The sequence below is a fragment of the Chitinimonas lacunae genome, assembly GCF_042650885.1.
Taxonomy (GTDB): domain Bacteria; phylum Pseudomonadota; class Gammaproteobacteria; order Burkholderiales; family Chitinimonadaceae; genus Chitinimonas_A; species Chitinimonas_A lacunae.
In genome coordinates this window covers 1,666,054-1,686,619 of sequence record NZ_JBHSBU010000001.1, presented here as the reverse complement: position 1 = coordinate 1,686,619, position 20,566 = coordinate 1,666,054, and the positions used below count along the sequence as shown (strand labels likewise).

Below are 20,566 nucleotides of genomic sequence, written 5' to 3'. Positions count from 1 at the left end.
AAAAGCCCGGGAGGCGCCGATGCCTGTCGGCGCCCATCCACGGTAACTCTGCCGCACCCTCGTCGACCGAGGCGGCGACTCGTATCGAACCCGGTCGGCAGCCGGTGGGTCCGGCCTGTCGACCGTTGTTTATCCGAACCGGACAGAAAGGACGTTGAACATGGCTTTTACCCGTAGTAGCCCGATAAGCTGGCTGCTGGCTGGCCTGCTACTGCCCCTGGGGCTGGGCGGTTGCAACGACGACTCGGGCAGCGATACGCCAGTCACCCCGCCCGTACAGGCCCAACCCGAATGCCTCGGGCCGATCGAAGGCTTGGCGGTGCCGGCCGGCTCACCCCAGGTGCTCTATACCAGCCGCAGCCATGACAGCATCGACGCTGCCACCAATTCGCTGGTGGTGGCCGCCTTTACCGCGGCACTCGACCCCAACAGCATCGACGCCAACTCGATCACCGTGCGCAATGAAAGCGGCACGGCGGTGACCGGCCGGGTCCGCTACGACTCGACCCTGCCTGGCATCGTCTTCGACCCGGCCGAGCTGCTGGCGGGCAACCAGCGCTATTCGGCCAGACTGTCCACCTCGATCAAGAGCAGCACCGGCCAGCCCCTGAGCCGCGAATACTGCTGGCAGTTCAAGGTAGCAGGCGCCCGGCGCGATACCGAGGAACAGCGGCAGATCCAGATCATCGTCGATCAGTCGACCGAGCAATATGATATTCCGGGCACGGCCATGTCGATCCGCTACCCCGACGGCACCACCTGGAGCACCACCAGCGGCTACGCCGACCTGACCACCCGCCAGCCGATGACCGCCAATACGCGTTTCCGCATCGGCAGCAACACCAAGCCGCTGGTCGCGACGGCCATCCTGCAACTGGCCGGCGCCGGCCGGGTCGGGCTCGATGATCCGGCGACCAAGACGCTGGGTCCGGTGATGCAGACCTATCTGCCGACCTACAATATCGCCCCGATCACGGTGCGCAATCTGCTTCAGCACACCAGCGGCCTTGGCAACTTCACCACCAACCAGACCTGGGGTACGGCGTTCGAATCCCAGCCCATGGCCTTCTACCACCCGTATGAGCTGCTCCAGTACGCCAATAACGTGCCGAACCGGCCGGCCTACGGCACCTTCAGCTATTCCAATACCAACTATGTGCTGCTCGGGCTGATGCTGCCCTATCTGAGCGGTACGCTGTATGAGGAGGCGGTGGAGGAATGGGTGCTGCGACCCCATGGCCTCAACGGCACCTCGATCCCCAGAATGGGCGATATCACGCTGCCTACGCCGTTCTCGCGCGGCTATTATGTGGACAGCCTCACCGGTCTGTTCTCCGATGTGACGATCCGCGACCCGTCGACCGTCTGGTCCTCGGGCGATGTGATCTCGACCACCGAGGATCTGGCCAAGATCGCCACGCTGCTCGGGCGCGGCACCTTGCTGACGCCGGCGATGCAGCAGCAGCGTATGCAGTTCATCCCGTTCACGGGCGAGAGCAATCTGAGCTACGGCCTGGGCATCGTCCGCGACAACGGCGCCAACCTGATCGGCCACCAGGGCGGGATGATCGGCTATACCTCGCAGATGTACTACGTGCCGGACAAGGATGTCTCGCTGTCCTTCTTCTATAACCGCACCCTGGCCATGCCCGACTACAGTGCAGTAATGACCTATAAGGTATTACAGAAACTGTGGCCGACCCGTCCGGTACCGGCCAGCAGCGTGATGCTGCGCCAAGAAGCGGCCTATGCCGGCGAACAGCGCCGGCCGGGCTTCCTAACCGAGTATTGATCCTGCGCTAGGAGAACGTTGCAGTGACCTCTCCCCCCGCTGCCGTTCTCTCCCGCCGACCGCTGCCCCTGTGGCTGCTGGTCGGCGGCATGGTGTCGCTGGTGATCGGCTTTGTGCTGGCGCTGGTGGCGCTGCTCAACTACGCCAACTTCCGCAAGAATCTGCATGAACAGCATGTCACGCGCTATCTGGTGCTGGCGCGCGACCTGCGCCAGACCGTCGAGGCGGGCATGAACATCGGCCTGACCCCGGCTGCCAACGAGCGTCTGCCGCAGATACTCAACGGCCTGCGGCTGCGCCATTCGGGGATCAGCTTCGCCGGGCTCAGCAATCAGGAAGGCCGCTGGTTGCTCGGCAATGGCGATGTGCCCGAGCAATCGGCCGACTACTGGCGCGACCATGCCGCCGCCACCGCCGCCGACAGTTGGTGGCGGGCACGCAGCGGCGACAGCTATCTGGTCGGGCTGTCCTACGTCAACAATTTCGGGGTCAAGGAAGGAGCGGTGGTGATCGCCTACGACCGGCGCGGGATCGATGAGATTACCGACGCCATGTTGACCCGGCTGGCCCAGGCGGCACTGGCGACCCAACTGCTGTTTACCTTGCTGAGCCTGATCGGTGCCTGGCTGCTGACCCGCCGTTTCACCAGCCAGATCGACCAGGTGGCCGGCTCGCTCGATCTGATGGCGCGCGATGAGGCAGTGAGGCTGCCGCCCAATCAGCTCGATCAGTCCTTGCAGGAAGGGGTGCAGCGTTTTATCGATCAGATCCGTGCCGCCGACCGCGAGCTGGCGCGGGTGGAAGCCGATCCGGACGAGGCGGAAGGGGCCGGTGAGGGAGCGTCGTCATGACCTTGCAGACCCGCCTGATCCTGATGTCGACCCTGCTGGTGATCGGTTCGGCCATCGTGCTGTCCTGGCTGGCGCTGGGCCATTTCGAGCGCACCCTGCCGCCCGAGATGGCACGCACCGTGGCCGTGGTGGGCCGCTCGGCCGGCGGGGTGCTCGAGAGCGCCTACCGCAGCGGTGTGCCGCCCGATGCCCTGGTCGGTGCTGTCGAGTTTCTCGACTCGGTGCGACGTGACAACCCCGGCGTCGACTATCTGGCGATTGCCGACCCGGCGGGCAATATTCTCTATCGCAGCGGCGCGGCCCTGCCGGTCGGACTTGGCCGGATCGCCCGGCCAAGTCCGACCGATGCCGACGCAGCCCAGACGATACGGGTCGGCGACTACTACGATACCCGCCTGCCGCTGGCCGATGGCGTCAGCGTGCTCCATCTGGGCCAGCAGGCCGCGATTGTCGAGGACCAGATCAGGGAATTGGGCTACGACGTGCTGACCGTGCTGATCGTTGCCACCCTGATCGCCATGGAGCTGTTGCGCTTTGTGCTGACGATCTGCGTGCAGGGGCCGGCGACGCTATTGCATGAATTCCTGGCGCGGGTCGGCCGTGGCGACTTCCGCCACTATCTGCCGCCGGGCTACCAGGGGGGCATCGGCCGGCTCAATGGCCCGCTCAACCGCCTGATGGACGCACTCAACCGGCGCGCCGACACCCTGCGCCGGCTGCGCCACGGCGCGCTTGAGCGGGTGCGCGGTTTCCAGTTCCATCTGGCCGAACAGTCGCTGACCCTGCGCGATACGGCGGTGGACTATATCCGCTGGCCGTTCTTCCTGCTGATCTTTGCCGAATCGCTGTCGCTGTCGTTCTTCCCGCTGTTCGTCGGTCAGTTCTATTCGCCGCACTGGGGACTGTCGCGCGAGCTGGTGATCGGCCTGCCGATCTCGATCTTCATGTTCGTCTGGGCCTTGTCGATGCCGTGGGCCGGGCTGTGGGGCGACCGGGTCGGCCACCGCCGCGCGTTTGCCATCGGCGCGACGGTGACCTGCGCGGGCCTGCTGCTGACAGCCGGGGCGCAGAGCCTGTTCGATCTGGTGCTGTGGCGTTCGATGACGGCGCTGGGCTATGGGCTGGTGTTCGTGACGGCGCAAAGCTATATCGCCAACAACACGCCGCCCGAGCAGCGCACCAAAGGCATGGCGATCTTTCTGGCGAGCTTCTTTGCCGGCTCGCTGTCGGGCGCGGCAATCGGCGGCATCCTGGCCGACCGGGTCGGCTATGGCATGACCTTCCTGCTGTCGGCCGGGCTGAGCGCCGCCACGGCGCTGTTTGCGCTGCGTTTCCTCCATGCCCAGCCGGTAGCGCCGCAGGCAGCCAAGCGCAAGCTCAGCCTGGGCGACTTCCGTCTGCTGCTGCGCAATCCACGTTTCGTCGCGATCACCTTCCTGGCGGCGATTCCATCCAAGATCGCGCTGACTGGTTTTCTCTACTATGCCGCGCCGCTCTATCTCAAATACCTGGGCAGCAACCAGTCGTCCACCGGCCGGGCGATGATGGCCTATGGGCTGGTGATCGTGGCGGTGTCGCCGATGATTGCCCGGCTCGCCGACCGCTTTGGCCATCAGCGCTGGTTTGTGGGGATCGGCGGCTATATGGCGGCGCTGGCGATGCTGGCGATCTATCTCGAGGACAATACCTTTGGAGTGGCGCTGAGCATCACCTTGCTGGGCGTCGCCCACTCGATCGGCGTGTCGCCGCAACTGGCACTGGTCGGCGATTTCTGCAAGGACGTGGTACGCGAGGTCGGGATGGGAACGGCCACCGGCATCTTCCGGCTGATCGAGCGGTTGGGGAATGTGCTGGGACCGCTGATTGCCGGTCTGCTGATTACCCACTATGGCTTCAAAGGGGCCTTCTACGGCATCGGCATTCTGTGCCTGGTGTGTGCCACGCTGTTCACGGGCTTTTTCCAATGGATAGAACACCGCGACCGTCGCAAGGAGGCTTGATGGCCTGGCCCCGTCGCCGTTTTCTGCTGGGCTTGACGGCCATCCTGGCCACGACCGCCACGTATCCGGCTGGCGAGCGGCCGCCCTGGCGCATCATGCTGATCCTCTATCGGGGCATGACCGAGGCCGAGAAGGGCTTTATGGAGTATTTCAGCCGGCGTGGTATCGCGGCCGAGTTTATCGTGCGCGATGCCCACGAGGACCGGCGCCGCATCGCCGAGTTTGTCCGGGAAGCCCGCACGCTGCGGCCCGATCTGATCTACACCTTCGGCACCACGGTGACGGCCGAGGTGGCCGGGACGATCGATACGGTCGATCCGACCCGCCATATCACCGATATTCCCCTGGTCTTCAATATCGTGGCCGACCCGGTCGGTGCCCGGTTGGTGCCAAGATTGACATCGTCGGGGCGCAATCTGACCGGGGCGTCGCATCTGGTGCCGATGGATGCCCAACTGCGGGCGCTCCATAGCGTGCGCCCTGCGAGGCGGCTGGGGGTGATCTACAACCCGGCCGAGGCCAATTCGATACTGACCATCGCCCAACTCAAGGCTGCCGTAGGACGCGAGACCACGCTGTTACTGGCACCGATGACGCTCGATGCCGATGAGAAACCGGTGATGAGCGAACTCGCAGCCGTCATGAACCGCTTGTTGGTGCAGCAGCCCGACTTTCTCTATCTACCGTCGGACTCCTTCGTGATCGCCAACGCCCGCCGCATCATCGAACCGGCCCGCGCTGCCGGCGTGCCGGTGTTTTCCGCCGCAGAAACCCCGATCCGCCAGGCCGGGGCGCTGCTGGGCCTGGTCAGCCGCTACTACAACCTGGGCGAATTCGTCGGCTACAAGGCCGAGCAGATCCTGCTCGGCGGCAAACGCCCGGCCGATATCGAAATCGACCGGCTCAACCGCTTCTCCTATCTGGTGAATATGGAAGCGGCCAAGCAGTTGAAGGTCTATCCGCCGGTGTCGGCGTTCAAGTTTGCGGAGGTGGTGAAGTTCTAAGACCACTGCGCTGTCAGCAGGGCATCCAGATGAGCCAGCACCGCTAGGTGCAGCCCATAAGCTGCCATGACGGGCAGTCATGAGCTTTGGGCGGACAGAGGCAAGCGGGCCTTATACCGCTTGGCGACTGATGCATCTGGCCGTTCTGGACGCCACGCTTGGCGCATTTCCTTTGCAAGTGGCGTCACTGGCAACATTGGCTGATTGGCCTCAGCCTGATGCGTCGTGGCCGGAGCCGCTGACGCCGAGTTAGCTGGAACGGCGCCAAGGCAAATTCACCCACCTTGCTCAGTCGGCCAACTTCCAGCCGACCGTTTCACCGGCTCGCAGCGGCACCAGGGTGTCGCCGCCGGCGTAGGGCAGGCTGGCCGGGACTTCGACGGTTTCCCGGGTCAGGGTGATGGTGTCGGCATTGGCCGGCAGACCATAGAACAGCGGGCCGAAACGGCTGGCGAAGCCTTCGAGCCGGTCGAGGGCGCCGGCGGCGTCGAACGCTTCGGCGTACAGCTCGATGCCGGCGTGGGCGGTATACATGCCGGCACAGCCGCAGGCCGCTTCCTTGGTCGATTTGCCGTGCGGGGCGCTGTCGGTGCCGAGGAAGAAACGGGGATTGCCGCTGATCGCCACTTCCAGCAGCGCCTCGCGGTGGACTTCGCGCTTGAGCACTGGCAGGCAGTAGTGATGCGGCCGGATACCGCCCGTGAACAGCGCATTGCGGTTCATCAGCAGATGGTGGGCGGTAATGGTGGCACCGACCCGCTCGCCGGCACACCAGACGAAATGGGCAGCCTGCTGGGTGGTGATATGTTCGAACACCACCTTGAGGTCGGGCAGCTTGTCGAGCAGCGGCTTCATCACCCGGTCGATGAACACCGCTTCGCGGTCGAACACATCGATGGCCGGGTCGGTGACTTCGCCGTGAACCAGCAGCGGAATGCCCAATTCGGCCATGGCAGCCAGCGTGGGCAGGACTTTATTGACGTCGGTGACCCCGGCGTCGGAATTGGTGGTGGCACCGGCCGGATAGAGCTTGAGCGCCTTGACAAAGCCGCTGTCCTTGACCTTGGCGATCTCTTCGGGCGGGGTGACGTCGGTGAGATAAAGCGTCATCAGCGGCTCGAAGTTCAGCCCGGCGGGCAGTGCGGCCAGGATACGCTCGCGATAGGCGGCAGCGTCTTCGACGGTGCGCACAGGCGGCTTCAGATTGGGCATCACGATGGCGCGGCCGAAGCGGCGCGCGGTGTCGGGCAGTACGGCCTTGAGTGCATCGCCGTCGCGCAGGTGCAGATGCCAGTCGTCGGGGCGGATCAGGGTGAGCGAGTTCATGGGGACTACCTCGAATGGGACAAGCGTGATTATCCGGCCAAGCAGGCAGTTTTGGCGATGGCGGCTATTCCTCGCGGTATTCGCGATGGCCGTAACCGGTCATCTCCATCAGTAGCCGCACCAGCAGATAGGCACACCACGGCACCAGGCGCCGCCACCATGGCGCCTTGACCAACGACGCCGGCACCACCTGCTGGCAATCCGATTCGATCGCCCGTTGCAGATCCTTGCGCAGCTCGGCCGCCAGCGGCGCATGCTGCACCACCACATTGGCCTCGCGCGCCAGCATCAGGCTGAACGGGTCGATGTTGGACGAACCCACCGTCACCCAGAGCCGGTCGATCACCGCGACTTTGGCGTGCATCAGCCCTTTGACGTATTCGTGAATCTCCACCCCGGCGTCAACCAGATGGCGGTACAGATCGCGGGTGGCGTAATGGATCAGCGGGTTATCGACCTGACCCTGCAACAGCACCACCACCCGTACCCCACGCTGCGCCGCAGCGACCAGAGCGGCGCGAAAGCTGCGTCCGGGCAGGAAGTAGGCATTGGCCAGCACGATCTCGTGGCGCGCCTGGCGGATGGCGTCGAGATAGGCGTTCTCGATGGCGCGGCGATGGCGGAAGTTGTCGCGGATCACCAGCGCTGCCGAGACCTCGCCCGCTGGCGGCGGCAGGGTCATCCGGCGCGGCAGGCGCGACCAGTCGCGCTTGAGCTGGCGCCAGCATTCCTGCCGCCAGAGTTTGACGGCGGCCAGCCGCAATTCGGCCGCCAGCGGCCCTTCGATTCGCAGCGCATAGTCGTAGCGCGGCGGCCAGTCGGGCTGGTCGATATCGTCGAGGATATTGATGCCGCCGACAAAGCCGATCCGGTTATCGATCGCCGCCAACTTGCGGTGCATCCGGCGCAGTCGCTGCCGCTTGAGCGACAGACGTGACACCTCGGGTCGGAAGAACAACAGGCGCACCCCGGCCCGGGCAAAGCTGCGACGCAGCGACCAGGGCAGATCGCCGGCGCCGAAACCGTCGATCAGCAACTGTACCCGCACCCCGCGCCGCGCCGCCCGCATCAACCGCGCCGAAACCTGACGGCCGGTGACGTCGGCCTCGAACAGATAGCTTTCCAGAAAGATCTCTTCGCGTGCGGCATCGATGGCCCTCAGCAGGGCCGGGAAATAGTCGGTACCGTTGATCAGCAGGGTTATCTGGTTATTCGGCTGATAGCGCATGCGAGCAGGCCGGGGATCGGGAAAATAGTCGGGCCGCAATCGCCGCAAAGCGGCCATCCGGCAGAAACCATGGCGGGAGTCGCTCCACCCGTCGCGGCAGCTATCGCCGCAAACCGCATTCCCGCTTCAGGAAGACGGCGTAGCAGCATCGACCGTCGAACAGGATGGCTGTTCCCGCTGGCCTGGCGCCAACAAGCCTGCGCCTCCTCAGAGCATTTCTCGTCAAGCCGGAGTCAGTGTCCCGACCTCAAAGCGCAGGCCGTAGCCTTCCACCAGGCTGGCGACGCCGCTTTAAATGGAAATGCTTCAGCACCTGCACCGACCCGACCTCAGTGGCGGACCCGTCCGATGGGTCTGATCGGACACACGCCAGCCGCCTGGGGGACCGGACGGCCAAGCCTGTGGTGTCCGGTTGGAGTGCTTGCCGAGGCGGGCAGGGCCGTTTGGCAGCGGGATGGGTGGGGCATGGGAAGAATGGGAAAGTGTTAAGCGGAGACTATTTATTTCTGTTTATTTTCCGCTTCAGATATGGCAAATGATTTGCAGATAATTTTCTATTTAGCCATCCGTCTTACCGTCCCGCCCCCTCGAACACCACCTTCCAATCCCCCTGTTCGCGTTGCAGATAGAGCCGTTTGCGCATCTGGTTTTCCAGATTGTCGCTGCGGTAATCCTGCTCGAAATTGGCCATCAGCATCGGCTGGTCGGCCGTGGGGTAGAAGAACAGGCTCAGATCGTTGAGCGCCACCTTGGCCCAGCGCTTGCCGGCGTTGACCTGAGCTTTCTGGGCATTCCAGCTGTTCAGATCGGTATTGCCGACGCGGAAGTTGCGGCCGTAGTGCGACAGATAGCGCGGGGTATCGAGGCTTTCCCAATCGCGGCGCCAGGCGTCGATCTCGGCGCGGGCGGCCTGTTGGCGTACCTGCCACTCGGCGGGTTTGAGCCATTCGATCGTGGGGGTGATGACCACCGGCGTGCCTGGTTTGAGCATCGCGGCCAGTGCGCTCATATCGGCATTGGACAGCGCCACGCAGCCGTTGGATGCCTGGGGCGCGCGGCTGTAGGTATCGAAGGGCACGCCGTGCAGCCAGATACCGTGGCCGGTGCGGCCTTGCTGGCGGTCCCATTCGTTGGGGTAGGACAGCGGCCAGGCGCCCACGCCATAGAGTTCGGCCTGCACGCCGTAGCGCTGGTCGAGTTCGGCGCGCGGCATATGACCGGTAACAAAATAGACGCCAAGAGGCGTGCGCTGGTCGCCTTCCTTGCTCTTGCCAAAACCGAGCTTGCCGATGGTGGCGTAGAAGTCGGCCAGATAGCGCGGCGTGCCCTGGTCGTTGCGGAAGACATAAATACGGGCGCTGCTGGCATCGACCACGACGGCATATTCCTGCGAAGGCGACAGTTGCAGCAGATTGGCCGGGATTTGCGTGGTCGGGGTCGGCGCGCCGTAGCGGGCCAGCCGCATCAGCGCTTCCTGGCGCAGGTCGTTGAGCTTGTCGGCGCTGGTGGGCGTGGCGTTGCCGAGCTGGTTGAGCGGCTGGGCCCGGGCCAGCAGCAGATCACCCTTGATCAGATGGGCCAGCCGGTAATTGGGCCGGGTGGCCAGCAGCGCGTCGATCAGCCGGTTGGCGTCGTCGAGCCGGTTTTGCCGGACGGCGGTCAGGGCTGCCACGATCACCCGCTCCGGATGGGTGTCGGCGGCAAGACTCGGTGCGCGTTCGGTCAGTTGCGGCGGCACCGGGCTGCCGCGTTGCCAGTGCATCGAATTGGCGGGCGGCGCCAGATAGAGACCGGCGGCCAGACAAGTGGCGATCTTGAACCAGGAACGCATCGGATTAACTGCCTATCGGTTCGGGCTGCAAAGGGAAAGCACTGACGATCATCCTACTCGCTCTTCCTTGATGAGCCAGCGTTCTCCCTGCTTCTGGAAGATCAGGGTCTTGCCGGTCGATGAATCGAGCCGGTCGGAGCGGTAACGTTGCACGAAGCGGACTTCGGCCTCGTCGCCATTGAGCTTGACCCGGACGTTCTGCACCTTGACCTCGATTCGCTTGGCACCGGCGATCCGTTCGCGCCGGCTGGCTTCCCAGGCTGCGCGCGATTCGCCCTTGGGCGGCTTGAAGGCGCGGCCGTAGTAGCCGAGATAGGCGGCGACGCGCTGGTCGGACCAGGCATCGGCCCAGCCATTGACCGCCCGGGTCAGCTCGACCTCGGCGGCCCTGTCGGCATCGGGCTTGACCGGCGGCTGCGGCTTGGTCGCGGTGGCATCGACCGGTTTGCTTGTGCTCGGGACGGCCGCGACGGGTGCCGGGGCTGCCGCCACGGGCTTGCTGACCGGTGGGGCGACCACAGGCGTTGGGGGCGGTGGGACCGGTTTGGCTGCGACAGCAGGAGGCGGCGGGGTGGGCGCTGGCGGAACGGGCACCGGCACGGGTTTGGACGGCGGCGCACTGGCCACCACCATCGGCGCGGGCGGCTTGGCCGGGATGGCCGGGGGCGGCGTCACCGGTCTTACTGCCGCGACCACCGAAGGGGTGCCCGGCACCGGGGTATAGAGTTCTTTGACCAAGGCCAGCTTGGGCTGGGTCGGCGCGGGGGTGCCGGCGGCCGGCGGGGCGTAGCGGCGCTCGGCCACATCGAGCTGCAAGGCCCGGTCGTAGGCCTGGGCAGCCAGCTTGGCATAGACATCGGCCAGATTGGCATGGGCCGTGGCATAGGCCGGATTGGTGCGGATCGCCTGCTGCAAGGCCGCCCGCGCCTTGTCGAGCTCTCCCTGCTGGGCGTACAGCACCGCCAGATTGTTATACGGCTCGGGCAGGGTGGGATGATCGGCAGTCAGGGCAACGAACACGCTGATGGCCTCGACCGGACGTTGCTGTTCGGCCAGCGCCACGCCGCGCAGAAAGCGCAGCCGGGCGTCACGCGGCTGTTTGGCCAGCGCCTCATCGACCCGTTCCAGGGCGGCTTTGGACTGACCCCGGCCGATCAGTTCGGCCACGTCGCGGGCTTCGTCGGCCGAGGCGGGCAGGACGGTCAGCCCTAGGCACAACAGCGCGGGCGCGAGGCGGGAAATGGGCATCTGATACACTGGTCGGCTGTTTTCTGGCTCGCGATTGTATCAATAAATTCTTTCCCCGCATCCGCCATGTCACTTGCGCTTCCTGCCTCGCTACAGACTGTACTGTTGTTGATCGCTTCCAACGTTTTCATGACCTTTGCCTGGTACGCCCATCTGAAGGATATGGCGGCCAAGCCGTGGTATCTGGCAGCACTGGCCAGTTGGGGGATTGCCTTGTTCGAGTACCTGCTCCAGGTGCCGGCCAATCGCATCGGCTATGGCGTCTATAGCCTCGCCCAGCTCAAGATCATCCAGGAAGCCATCACCCTGACCGTATTCATCCCGTTTGCGATGTTCTATATGGGTCAGCCGTTTAAATGGGACTTCGTCTGGGCCAGCCTGTGCCTGATGGGGGCCGTCTATTTCATGTTCCGGAGCTGATCGATGCCCACCCCGCTCGTTCCCTCGCAGCACGCGGCCGTTCTGGCCCTGATTGCCCAGGCGAATTCCGATCCGACCCAGCATTGCCTGCATATCGCCCGCGATCCCGCAGGCATCGCCGCCGATCTGGCCAGCGAAGGCATCGACCTGGGCCGGGGCTGGCTGGCCTTGTGGCAGGACGGAGTGCCGCAGGCGCTGTGTGGTATTCATGTCTGTGACGGCCACGGCTGGCTCTATGGCCCCTGGTCGCGCGACCCGGCCGATAGCGCCGCCCGCCGCACCGTGCTTGCCGCGACACTCGCCCTGCCCGAGAATCAGGCCAGTCGCCTCTACGCCTATATCGATGCGCCGGCCACCCCGCTGATCGCCGATGTCGAGGCGGCCGGCTTTTCCCGCTATGTCTGCGCCCAGGTGATGCGGTCCGAGCGCCCGGCCCCGGCGCCCGTCCCGAGCCGCTTCCAGGTCACGCCGTTCGCTCCCGGACAGTTGCCGGCAGTGACAGCGATCCATCGTGAAGCCTTTCCCGATACCTATCTCGACGCCACCGCCATGGCCGCCCGCAACGGGCCGGGCGAACACCTGCTGACGGTCGAGGCAGACGGCGAGCTGCTCGGCTATCTGGCCATGCTGCCTGAGCTCGATGGCCGCGAAGCCTATATCGAGTATGTGGCCGTGCGGCCCGACCGGCGCGGCCAGGGAGTGGGTCGGGCCTTGCTCGATGCGGCGCTGACGCTTGCGTATGCCGATCCGGACCTGTCCGCCGTCAATCTCACGGTCCGCAACGACAAGCCCGAAGCGCTCAAGCTCTATCAGCGCGCCGGCTTTGCACTGGTCTATCGCGGCATCGGCCTGCGCCGCGAGGCGCAGTGCCCCGCTGTTTGAAGCGGCGTCGCCAGCCTGGTTGAGTGCCACACGCCTGGGCTCTGAGAGGGCTACCTCCGCACTGTCTGCAAATGCGCTGGCGTATCCCGCGCCAGTACTGCCTGACTGCCGGACCGTCCTATGATCGGTCGGTTCGATTTATATAGTTTTTACAAATTGCTTAAATTGTTTTAATTGATTTTTTCAAAGGCTTCGTGCTGCCTAGAATCGCTGGGTAAGGCAGTAAAAACCCTGGGCAGACGCCACGCTGCGTCAACGAGGAGGAGACAGAACGATGCTGAACGAGCTGCTGCGGCGCAATGCCGACTACGACCATTTCTACCGCTACCACGATCTCGAGCTCTACAACCATTTGCCCATGACCCTGGTCGCCCTGGCCGAGCTGGGCGCCGATCCGCAGCGGCTGACGGCTTTCCAGGACGCCTACACGCCACAGTTGTCGCCCTGCCACGACGACGGCCGGCTGCTCGATGACTGGCATGGCCGGCTTGGTCAGCGCGATTTCTACCCGGCCTACCGGCGCCACTACCGGGCTGAAATCGCCCGCAACGGCGTCGAAGTGGTGCTGGGGCGCGATCTGCCGGCCTTGCTGCTGGGATGCGGCGCGGCGGCCTTTCATGGGCCGATCCGGCTCGCCTATGCCCTGCGTGTGGAGGATCACAACGAAATTGCCGACGCCATGGCGAGCTTTGCGGCGACCTATCTGAAACTCCCACTGGCCCGGCCAGGCTCCGCCGGGGAATCAGCGTCCGTCTTGGCCCGGCTACGGCGTATCGGTGCGGAGCCTGCGCTGCGGCAGAACTGGCCCGAGCGCACCATCAGCGCCCGGGTGGAGCGGATCGCCAGCCAGCCCGAATTTGCCGAGCAGACCCGGCAACTGCCGGCGGGGCTGAGTCTGGCCGAGCTGGCCCGTACGGCGGCCGAACTGTTGTGGCATACCCCCAACTTCACCTTGCTGCACCTCGTCACGGGGTGCCATGCGATCCGTTGTCTCAATGGCCGCGTTCCGGCCGACCCGCTGCCTGCACTATGGCCGGCCTTTGTCGGGGCCTGGCTCAGCAGCACGACCAGCCTGCCCGGACAGCCGGCCGAGCCGCCCACAGGGGCCGACTGGCCCGATATTCGACTGCGCGCCCTGGCCGCCGACGATGAGCATGTGATCAAGCTGGTGCATGCCTGCCGCGAAGAAGCGGCCTGCTATGCCAATCCGCTTTATCGGGCGATTGCCGCCCGGGCGGTGGGGCTGAGTTGAGCCGGGAATTTTTGGAAAAAATTGAGCAATATCATTGCTAGTCATAGTGAGGTAAATAAAAGAAAAAGCAATTTTCTTGCTTATCCCTTTGCCTCCTCCTCACCACACCCTCCCCAGCTATCCACTGCTGTCCTTCGTTTGCCACCGACCCTCGGGCATCTTTCTGACGATACGGTCAGCGGCAGGGCGGCTCAGGTGAGGGGGAATCGGGTAAACTCGACCGATTGCAATAATCCGATCTGATCCTGCCCCAACTATGACGACCGAGAACAACAGCCCCGTCGCCAGCAACTTTATTCGCAACCTGATCGATGCCGATCTGGCGGCGGGCAAACACGACAAGACCGTCACCCGTTTCCCGCCTGAACCCAATGGCTATCTGCACGTCGGCCATGCCAAGTCGATCTGCCTCAACTTCGGCATCCAGGACGACTACCGCGCCCGGGGTTATGACTCCCACTGCAATCTGCGCTTTGACGACACCAATCCCGAGAAGGAATCCGAGGAATACGCCCTGGCCATCCAGGACGATATCAAATGGCTCGGCTTTGACTGGGACGGTGAAGTCAAATGGGCTTCCGACTATTTCGACCGGCTCTACCGCTACGCCGAAGAGCTGATCGAAAAAGGTCTGGCCTATGTCTGCGAACTGACGCCGGAACAGATGCGCGAATACCGTGGCAATCTGACCGAACCGGGCCGGCCCAGCCCGTACCGCGAGCGCAGCCCGGCTGAGAACCTCGATCTGTTCCGCCGCATGAAGGCCGGCGAATTCGCCGACGGCAGCCGTACCCTGCGGCTCAAGATCGATATGGCCTCGCCCAATATCAATCTGCGCGATCCGGTGATCTACCGGATTCGCCGCGCCCACCATATCCGTACCGGTGACAAGTGGTGCATCTACCCGATGTACGACTACACCCACTGCATCTCGGATGCGATCGAAGGCATCACCCACTCGCTCTGTACGCTGGAATTCGAAGACCACCGGCCGCTGTACGACTGGGTGCTCGACAACATCAGCATCGACTGCCACCCGCAACAGATCGAATTCTCGCGGCTTGAACTGCTCTACACCGTCACTTCCAAGCGCAAGCTCAACCAACTGGTCAGCGAAGGGCTGGTGGCCGGTTGGGACGACCCGCGCATGCCGACCGTGTCGGGTATGCGTCGACGCGGCTATACGGCCGCCGGTATCCGGCTGTTTGCCCAGCGCTGCGGGATCTCCAAGAGCGAGAATGTGATCGATCTGTCGGTGCTCGAGGGCGCCGTGCGCGAAGTGCTCGAAAGCGAAGCCCCGCGCGTGATGGCCGTGCTCGACCCGATCAAGGTGACGCTGACCAATTTCGAAGCCGGCGTGACCGGCTCGCGCAGCGCGCCTTTCCATCCCAACCATCCCGAATTCGGCGAGCGCGAAGTGCCGCTGGCGGCCACGCTGTATATCGAGCGTGACGATTTCGCCGAAGTGCCGCCGCCGGGCTGGCAACGGCTGACCCCGGGCGGCGAAGTGCGGCTGCGCTATTCCTATGTGATCAAGTGCGACGAGGTCATCAAGGACGCCAACGGCCAGGTGGTCGAACTGCGCTGCTCGATCGACCACGAGACGCTGGGCAAGAACCCGGTCGGCCGCAAGGTCAAGGGTGTGATCCACTGGATTTCGGCCGAACACGCCATCGAGGCCGAAGTGCGGCTGTATGACCGCCTGTTCACCGAGCTGCGGCCCGATGCGGTGCGCGGCGCCGATGGCGAATATCTCGATTTCAAGGGTTTTATCAATCCCGAGTCGCTGCGCGTCAGCACAGGCTATATCGAAGCCTGTGTGGCCGATGCCGCGCCCGAGACCCGCTATCAGTTCGAACGGTTGGGCTATTTCGTCACCGACCGCTACGACCACGCCCCGGGCCGGGTGGTGTTCAACCGCACGGTGGGGCTCAAGGATAGCTGGGCCAAGCAGGCTTGAGCGCTGTTCTTGACGACGAGATGGCGCCCCAGTCCAAGCACAGAGGCGCCAGGACGCTTCAGCCCGGGTCCGCCCCGGGCGCTGGACAGGCTGCGTCAGCCGCAAGGCGTAACGCACCGCTGGCGTCCGGCCCCGCCATGGTTTAGGCCAGGCAGGGCAGGGAGGGCCACTGGCCTGGCGACCTGGTGGAGAGTGCCCGATGGAAAGCCCGACTATCGGAAGGCGACAGCGCCTTCCGCAACCGCAAAGGATATCCGCGATGAAGCCTGTTTTCTGGCTGCTGGCGCTGGTGCCGCTCTATTGCGCGGCAGCGCCCCAGTACGCGGTGCAGTTCCAGTTGCTCAAAGATGGCGACGTGGTCCAGATGGGCAGCGTCGATAGCCAGGACGAGGGTCCCGGCCGCTTCGGCAGCGAGGACGAATACCAGCGTCTGCAATGCACCCCCACCCGGCAGCTCGACTCGGTCTGGCTGTTTGCCGGCGTGACTGCCAGCCTCAAGCCCGGTGAGGACGGTGCCATCTTGAATCTTGAACATCATCTGGTCGAAGGCCATGACGAGGCGATCAAGGCGCAGAAACCCGAGTCGTGCAAGCCGCTCGTGCCGGTCGCGAAAAAGGTGTTTTCCGCCACGGTGCCGCTCAAGGCCGGTGGTGTGGCACCGCAGCGGCACAAGCTCGGGCAGGGTTATGAAATCGAAGCGCGCGTGATCAAGCGCTGAGTTATTGGCAGAAAAAATTCTGCAATAGCTGTGCAAGGCATATAGCCTTGTTGGTTTAAAAATTAAAATTTCTTAAAGCTGGCACGGCTATGTCCTCCTTGCGGGGACCGACCGCTACGGCAGTCCCGGTCCGTTGCCGCCAGCTTTCGATTCCGGAAGCGATTCCCGCATGAGCAAACTCAAGAACGACACCTTTCTGCGCGCCTTGCTGCGTCAGCCCACCGATTACACCCCGGTGTGGCTGATGCGTCAGGCCGGGCGCTATCTGCCCGAGTACCGCGAGACGCGCAAGCGCGCCGGCTCCTTCCTCGATCTGTGCAAGAACACCGATCTGGCGACCGAAGTCACGCTGCAACCGCTGGCCCGCTATCCGCTCGATGCGGCGATCCTGTTTTCCGACATCCTGACCATCCCCGATGCCATGGGACTGGGGCTGTATTTCTCCGAAGGCGAGGGGCCGAAGTTCGAGCGGCCGCTCCGGGAGGAATGGGAAATCCGCAATCTGTCGGTGCCCGATCCGGTCGATCATCTGGGCTATGTGATCGATGCCGTGAGCCAGATCCGTCGTGCGCTCGATGGCAGCGTGCCGCTGATCGGCTTCTCGGGCAGCCCGTTCACCCTCGCTTGCTATATGGTCGAAGGCGGCGGCTCGACTACCTTCAGCCGGATCAAGACCATGCTGTTTGACCGGCCTGATCTGCTGCACCATATCCTCGACATCAACGCCCGCGCCGTGACCGCCTATCTCAATGCCCAGATCGAAGCGGGGGCCCAGGCGGTGATGATCTTCGACAGCTGGGGTGGGGCGCTGGCCTACGGCAAATACCAGGAATTCTCGCTCGACTATATGCAGCGTATCGTCGCGGGTCTGACCCGCGAGCGCGATGGCCGTCAGGTGCCGGTGATCGTGTTCACCAAGGGCGGTGGCCTGTGGCTTGACGAGATTGCCAGCTGCGGCGCCGATGCAGTGGGGCTCGACTGGACCGTCGATCTGGGCGCGGCGCGGGCGCTGGTGGGCGACCGGGTGGCCTTGCAGGGCAATCTCGACCCCAATGCGCTGTTTGCCCAACCGGCGATGATCGAGCGCGAGGTGGCACGTCTGCTGGGCGACTATGGTCAGGGCCATGGCCATGTGTTCAATCTGGGCCATGGCATCTCCCAGTTCACTCCACCTGAGCATGTGGCGGCCCTGGTCGATGCGGTACACCGTCTGTCGCTTCCTTATCACGCCGGGGTCTGAAGCGGAAAACCAGGGGTTTTCCCCAGGAAAACAGGGGTTTGGCTGCATCTGTTGAGAAATCGCCGCGATAGTGGCTTGTAACTTATGCACACTGGCTTTTCAGAGTGAAGCGCTACCTGTCAAGCCCCTTTCAGCCTGGGTGGCAACAGGGCTTTGAGGTTAAGTTGTTGATTATCAACGATTTAACCGATTGCCCGTTTTTTGGGCAAGCCAGCAAATTGCCTGTTCCGTCCGGGGTTTAGCGACTTAACCAGAACTTGCCCACAAAATTATCCACAGTTTCTGTGGACAGTTGGAAAAGCGCTGTCGGACCCGTGACTTAGCGCCGACTGACGTGGCAAAAAATTTTTCGTTTGACAATGTTCGAATATGTTCGCGTCGCCCTCGATGTCCCGCTGGCTGGCTGTTTCGACTATCGGGTAGAGCTGGCCACCGCTGCCGACATCGGCCGGCGGGCGGTGGTGCCGTTCGGCAATAAGCGTCGCGTCGGCGTGATCGTCGAGACGGTGGCCGAGCCTGCCGGCCAATACGCGATCAAGCCGGTCGAGACCATTCTCGACGATATGCCGGCGCTGCCGGCCGATCTGCTCGAACTGTTCCATTTCTGCGCCGACTACTACCAGCACCCGCTGGGCCAGGTCATCCATACCGCGCTGCCCGGCCGCTTCCGCGAACCGGCGCCGTTCCGCAGCAAGGAAGCGCAGCGCTATCAGGCGGTCGATGCCGTGGCCTTGCGCCAATTGCTGCCGGCCCGGGCGGTGATGCAACACCGGTTGGCGACCGAGCTGGCCCATAGCCGCAGCGAGGCCGAGCTGCGCGCGCTGGCGCCGGGTGCCTGGAAGGTGGTGCAGCAATGGCTGGCCATCGGTTGGGTCAAGGCGGTGCAAGCGGTGCCGCCGCCGTTCGATCCGGCCGATGCGGTCGGTCCTGTGCTCAATGCCGAACAACAAACCGCGGTCGAGGCCATTGCCGCGGCCGAGGGCTTCCAGCCTTTCCTGCTGCATGGCGTGACCGGCAGTGGCAAGACCGAGGTCTATCTGCGCGCCATCGCAGCGGCGCTGGCGCGTGGGCGTCAGGTGCTGGTGCTGGTGCCGGAAATCAATCTGACGCCACAACTGGAAACCCGTTTCCGCGCCCGTTTCCCCAAGGTGTCGCTGGTCAGTCTCCATAGCGGGGTCGCCGACGGCGAGCGCGCCGCCGGCTGGGTGGCGGCTGCCACGGGGCAAGCCCGGCTGGTGATCGGCACCCGGCTCGCGGTGTTCACGCCGATGCCGGAACTGGGCTTGGTGATCGTGGACGAGGAGCACGACAGCTCGTTCAAGCAGCAGGACGGCCTGCGCTATTCGGCGCGCGATATGGCGGTCTACCGGGCGCGCCAGCGCGGTGTGGCCGTGGTGCTGGGCTCGGCCACCCCGGCGCTGGAGAGCTGGCATAACGCCGAAATCGGCCGCTATCGCCGCCTGGGCCTGAGCCAGCGCGCCGTGGTGGGCGCCGAGCAGCCCGAGGTGCTGTTGCTGCCCACCCGCCGGCAGCCGCTGCAAGAAGGGCTGCACCGTCACAGCCTGCAAGCGATCGGCGAGCGTCTGGCGCGACGCGAACAGGTGCTGGTGTTCCTGAACCGACGCGGCTACGCCCCAGTCATGATGTGCGGCGAATGCGGCTGGATGGCTGCCTGCCGCCGTTGCTCGGCCCGCTTTACCCTCCATCTGCGCGAACGTGTGCTGCGCTGCCATTACTGCGGTCTGGAAGACCGGCTGCCTCCGGTCTGTCCGGGCTGCGGCAACCAGGACCTACGTCCGTTGGGCCAAGGCACCCAGCGGCTCGAAGACTTGCTGATCGCGCGCTTTCCCCATGCCCAGGTGCTGCGGATCGACCGTGACAGCACCCGGCGCAAAGGCAGCTTTGCCGCCGCGCTCGACGATATTCACGGCGGCCGCGCCGATATTCTGGTCGGCACCCAGATGCTGGCCAAAGGCCATGACTTCCCGCGTCTGACCCTGGTGGTGGTGGTCGGTGCCGACGGCGGTCTGTTCGCGGCCGATTTCCGCGCCGCCGAGCGGCTGTACGCCCAACTGGCCCAGGTCGCCGGCCGCGCCGGCCGCGCCGAGCATCGCGGCGAGGTGATCGTGCAGACCGATTTCCCCGAGCATCCACTCTACGAAGCGCTGGCCCAGGGCGATTACGCCGCTTTTGCCGCTTCAGAGCTGGCTGAACGGCATCGCGCCAGCTTTCCGCCATTTGTCCATCAGGCCGTCCTGCGCGCCGAAGCTGCCGAGATCGAGGATGCGCTGGCTTTTCTGCGCCAGGCCGCCACGCTGGCACCGCTGTGCGACGGCGTCGAGCTGTTCGATCCGGTTCCGGCCGCCATGCAACGGCTCAACGACCGCGAACGGGCACAACTGCTGTTGCAATCGCCCCATCGCGGCCGGCTTCAGTCGGTGCTGGCCGACTGGATGCGTGCGCTGCGTGCCCTCAAGGGCGTCAAGGTGCGCTGGGCGCTCGATGTCGATCCGCTGGAAATATAGCTTCGGCTGTTGGCGCAGCCTGGCGTCCCGGTCTGCTATTGCGGAACAGGAGATGCTGCGGGCGGCTTGGGTGCATTTCCGTTTGATTGGCGTCGCCACTAAGCCTCACGTCTCCTGGACGCACCTGATGCCGAATTGACGGGAAGATGCTCTGGGCGGGAGGTCGTCGGCAGACAGAAAAACCCCGTTTTTTAGAAAACATGCAAAACATTTGATAGATAGATAGATAGAAAAAAAGAAATATGAAAGTATTTATCCAATCTACTGCAAAAGCCCACCTTCCTCTTCT

General features: G+C 64.2%; 15 protein-coding genes. 11 read left to right on the top strand and 4 right to left on the bottom strand.

Annotated elements, in window-relative coordinates; all coding sequences use genetic code 11:
• Window positions 1-160: 160 nt before the first annotated feature.
• Genes ACFOW7_RS07020 through ACFOW7_RS07005 form a run of 4 tightly spaced genes read left to right on the top strand, consistent with a single transcriptional unit; the run spans window position 161 to window position 5,647 of the window.
• Window positions 161-1,792 carry a serine hydrolase gene (locus ACFOW7_RS07020; protein ID WP_378162505.1) on the top strand — a complete coding sequence of 544 codons (1,632 nt, stop codon included), beginning with the start codon at window positions 161-163 and terminating at the stop codon, window positions 1,790-1,792.
• A gap of 23 nt (window positions 1,793-1,815) precedes the next feature.
• Entirely contained in the window at window positions 1,816-2,643 is an 828-nt protein-coding gene (locus tag ACFOW7_RS07015; protein ID WP_378162503.1) for a hypothetical protein, read from the top strand.
• Window positions 2,640-4,643 carry an MFS transporter gene (locus tag ACFOW7_RS07010; RefSeq protein ID WP_378162501.1) on the top strand — a complete coding sequence of 668 codons (2,004 nt, stop codon included), beginning with the start codon at window positions 2,640-2,642 and terminating at the stop codon, window positions 4,641-4,643. The genes ACFOW7_RS07015 and ACFOW7_RS07010 overlap by 4 nt, the downstream gene beginning before the upstream one ends.
• On the top strand, window positions 4,643-5,647 hold the full coding sequence (locus ACFOW7_RS07005) for an ABC transporter substrate-binding protein (protein ID WP_378162499.1): 1,005 nt from the start codon (window positions 4,643-4,645) through the stop codon (window positions 5,645-5,647). Before ACFOW7_RS07010 ends, ACFOW7_RS07005 begins: the two co-directional genes overlap by 1 nt.
• 288 nt (window positions 5,648-5,935) lie before the next feature.
• On the opposite strand, the gene pyrC is transcribed toward ACFOW7_RS07005, so the two are convergent.
• The 4 genes from pyrC to ACFOW7_RS06985 form a co-directional block, all read right to left on the bottom strand.
• A complete protein-coding gene (gene pyrC, locus ACFOW7_RS07000; RefSeq protein WP_378162497.1) occupies window positions 5,936-6,973 on the bottom strand; it encodes a dihydroorotase in 1,038 nt (345 codons plus the stop codon).
• Window positions 6,974-7,037: 64 nt separating this feature from the next.
• Entirely contained in the window at window positions 7,038-8,201 is a 1,164-nt protein-coding gene (gene clsB / locus ACFOW7_RS06995; RefSeq protein ID WP_378162495.1) for a cardiolipin synthase ClsB, read from the bottom strand.
• 571 nt (window positions 8,202-8,772) lie between these two features.
• Window positions 8,773-10,032, bottom strand: coding sequence for a L,D-transpeptidase family protein (locus tag ACFOW7_RS06990; RefSeq protein ID WP_378162493.1), 1,260 nt, complete (start codon window positions 10,030-10,032; stop codon window positions 8,773-8,775).
• A 48-nt stretch (window positions 10,033-10,080) separates the two neighbouring features.
• Window positions 10,081-11,280, bottom strand: a complete 1,200-nt coding sequence (locus ACFOW7_RS06985) for a tetratricopeptide repeat protein (RefSeq protein WP_378162491.1) — start codon at window positions 11,278-11,280, stop codon at window positions 10,081-10,083.
• A 66-nt stretch (window positions 11,281-11,346) separates the two neighbouring features.
• On the opposite strand from ACFOW7_RS06985, the gene ACFOW7_RS06980 reads away from it, so the two are divergent.
• From ACFOW7_RS06980 to ACFOW7_RS06950, 7 genes are all read left to right on the top strand, one after another.
• A complete protein-coding gene (locus tag ACFOW7_RS06980; RefSeq protein ID WP_378162489.1) occupies window positions 11,347-11,700 on the top strand; it encodes a DMT family protein in 354 nt (117 codons plus the stop codon).
• A gap of 3 nt (window positions 11,701-11,703) precedes the next feature.
• Window positions 11,704-12,582 (top strand): GNAT family N-acetyltransferase, encoded by an 879-nt coding sequence (locus tag ACFOW7_RS06975; protein WP_378162487.1) that lies wholly within the window; start codon window positions 11,704-11,706, stop codon window positions 12,580-12,582.
• 274 nt (window positions 12,583-12,856) lie between these two features.
• Window positions 12,857-13,834: a questin oxidase family protein gene (locus ACFOW7_RS06970; RefSeq protein ID WP_378162485.1), complete on the top strand. Its 978-nt coding sequence runs from the start codon at window positions 12,857-12,859 to the stop codon at window positions 13,832-13,834.
• A gap of 256 nt (window positions 13,835-14,090) precedes the next feature.
• Window positions 14,091-15,794, top strand: a complete 1,704-nt coding sequence (locus ACFOW7_RS06965) for a glutamine--tRNA ligase/YqeY domain fusion protein (protein WP_378162482.1) — start codon at window positions 14,091-14,093, stop codon at window positions 15,792-15,794.
• Window positions 15,795-16,053: 259 nt separating this feature from the next.
• Window positions 16,054-16,512 (top strand): hypothetical protein, encoded by a 459-nt coding sequence (locus tag ACFOW7_RS06960; RefSeq protein WP_378162480.1) that lies wholly within the window; start codon window positions 16,054-16,056, stop codon window positions 16,510-16,512.
• 169 nt (window positions 16,513-16,681) lie between these two features.
• Window positions 16,682-17,752, top strand: coding sequence for a uroporphyrinogen decarboxylase (gene hemE / locus ACFOW7_RS06955; RefSeq protein ID WP_378162478.1), 1,071 nt, complete (start codon window positions 16,682-16,684; stop codon window positions 17,750-17,752).
• 359 nt (window positions 17,753-18,111) lie between these two features.
• Window positions 18,112-20,277, top strand: coding sequence for a primosomal protein N' (locus ACFOW7_RS06950; RefSeq protein ID WP_378162476.1), 2,166 nt, complete (start codon window positions 18,112-18,114; stop codon window positions 20,275-20,277).
• Window positions 20,278-20,566: the final 289 nt, after the last annotated feature.

What these genes read in the sequence shown, in the direction of transcription:
- ACFOW7_RS07020 (WP_378162505.1), top strand. Translation starts at nt 161, where the DNA reads ATGGCTTTTACCCGTAGTAGCCCGATAAGCTGGCTGCTGGCTGGCCTG.
- ACFOW7_RS07010 (WP_378162501.1), top strand. Translation starts at nt 2,640, where the DNA reads ATGACCTTGCAGACCCGCCTGATCCTGATGTCGACCCTGCTGGTGATC.
- ACFOW7_RS07005 (WP_378162499.1), top strand. Translation starts at nt 4,643, where the DNA reads ATGGCCTGGCCCCGTCGCCGTTTTCTGCTGGGCTTGACGGCCATCCTG.
- pyrC (WP_378162497.1), bottom strand. Translation starts at nt 6,973, where the DNA reads ATGAACTCGCTCACCCTGATCCGCCCCGACGACTGGCATCTGCACCTG.
- clsB (WP_378162495.1), bottom strand. Translation starts at nt 8,201, where the DNA reads ATGCGCTATCAGCCGAATAACCAGATAACCCTGCTGATCAACGGTACC.
- ACFOW7_RS06990 (WP_378162493.1), bottom strand. Translation starts at nt 10,032, where the DNA reads ATGCGTTCCTGGTTCAAGATCGCCACTTGTCTGGCCGCCGGTCTCTAT.
- ACFOW7_RS06985 (WP_378162491.1), bottom strand. Translation starts at nt 11,280, where the DNA reads ATGCCCATTTCCCGCCTCGCGCCCGCGCTGTTGTGCCTAGGGCTGACC.
- ACFOW7_RS06980 (WP_378162489.1), top strand. Translation starts at nt 11,347, where the DNA reads ATGTCACTTGCGCTTCCTGCCTCGCTACAGACTGTACTGTTGTTGATC.
- ACFOW7_RS06975 (WP_378162487.1), top strand. Translation starts at nt 11,704, where the DNA reads ATGCCCACCCCGCTCGTTCCCTCGCAGCACGCGGCCGTTCTGGCCCTG.
- ACFOW7_RS06970 (WP_378162485.1), top strand. Translation starts at nt 12,857, where the DNA reads ATGCTGAACGAGCTGCTGCGGCGCAATGCCGACTACGACCATTTCTAC.
- ACFOW7_RS06965 (WP_378162482.1), top strand. Translation starts at nt 14,091, where the DNA reads ATGACGACCGAGAACAACAGCCCCGTCGCCAGCAACTTTATTCGCAAC.
- ACFOW7_RS06960 (WP_378162480.1), top strand. Translation starts at nt 16,054, where the DNA reads ATGAAGCCTGTTTTCTGGCTGCTGGCGCTGGTGCCGCTCTATTGCGCG.
- hemE (WP_378162478.1), top strand. Translation starts at nt 16,682, where the DNA reads ATGAGCAAACTCAAGAACGACACCTTTCTGCGCGCCTTGCTGCGTCAG.
- ACFOW7_RS06950 (WP_378162476.1), top strand. Translation starts at nt 18,112, where the DNA reads ATGTTCGAATATGTTCGCGTCGCCCTCGATGTCCCGCTGGCTGGCTGT.